This is a genomic window from Bartonella sp. AC62GZZY (assembly GCF_042196525.1).
In the GTDB taxonomy this organism is placed as follows: Bacteria; Pseudomonadota; Alphaproteobacteria; order Rhizobiales; family Rhizobiaceae; genus Bartonella.
On record NZ_JBHIQN010000061.1, the window covers coordinates 1 to 929 of the forward strand.

The 929-nt window shown below is 32.9% G+C and carries 1 protein-coding gene; it reads left to right on the top strand.

The genetic code is table 11. The features are described 5' to 3' along the window. Window positions 1-645, top strand: a 645-nt coding sequence (locus ACFIML_RS09140) for a recombinase family protein (RefSeq protein WP_375688015.1), incomplete at its 5' end; no start/stop codon positions are given. Between the last annotated feature and the right edge of the window lie 284 nt (window positions 646-929).

Sequence of the window (929 nt, forward strand, 5' to 3'; positions counted from 1 at the left end):
TTTTACGCATATTTACGAGTTTCTCGTGATGGACAAGATACAGAAAATCAAAAGTTTGGATTGCTAAAATATGCTAACAAACATGGCTTTGCCCCACTTCACATTGAAGAGGAAATTGCAAGCAGAGGAAAAGATTGGCGCAAGCGTAAGCTTGGTGCTTTAATTGAAAAAGCAGAACGAGGAGATGTATTATTAACTCCTGAATTTTCTCGTATAGCTGGTTCTTCTCTTGCTGTCCTAGAAATTCTCAAAGCCGCTAGTGAACGTGGTTTAATTTTTCACGTGACAAAACAAAATCTTATCATGAATGGTAGTTTACAAAGTGATATCATTGCAACTGTATTAGGTATAGTAGCGCAGATTGAGAGACATTTAATTCAAACACGTACAAAAGAAGCGTTAAGCGTTGCTCGTCAACGAGGGATAAAATTAGGACGCCCAAAAGGAAGCACTGCTACGCAATTAAAGCTGGACAATCACATTGATGAAATTCAAGCATTTATAAATGTTGGTTTATCACAGAACCGTATTGCTAAGACATTAGGAGTTAGTGTGAATACCTTACGTTTATTTATTGAACGCAAAAACATAAAGCTTACAAAAATGAAGCCTATCATTACCATGCCAAAAACATTGGAAAATTAAGATAAACTGCGCAAAGTTGATAGTTCTTTTATATGACATGATATATTGAATTATATTTATTATTTACATACAAAATACGTAATAAATAAATGTTATTTATTTATTGTTTATTCGCTAAATAAGGAATATCTTAATACCTGTAATTACTATGTGTTCAACAAAAGCTGGTGTTGGAAAATCCACATCTATAGCTTATTCTTTTATAGGTATTAGCTCACTCATTAAGTAAGGAGTTTTACTAACTGTCCGTTTTTCTTTAATAGGTCGATTGCTAATTTATCAAA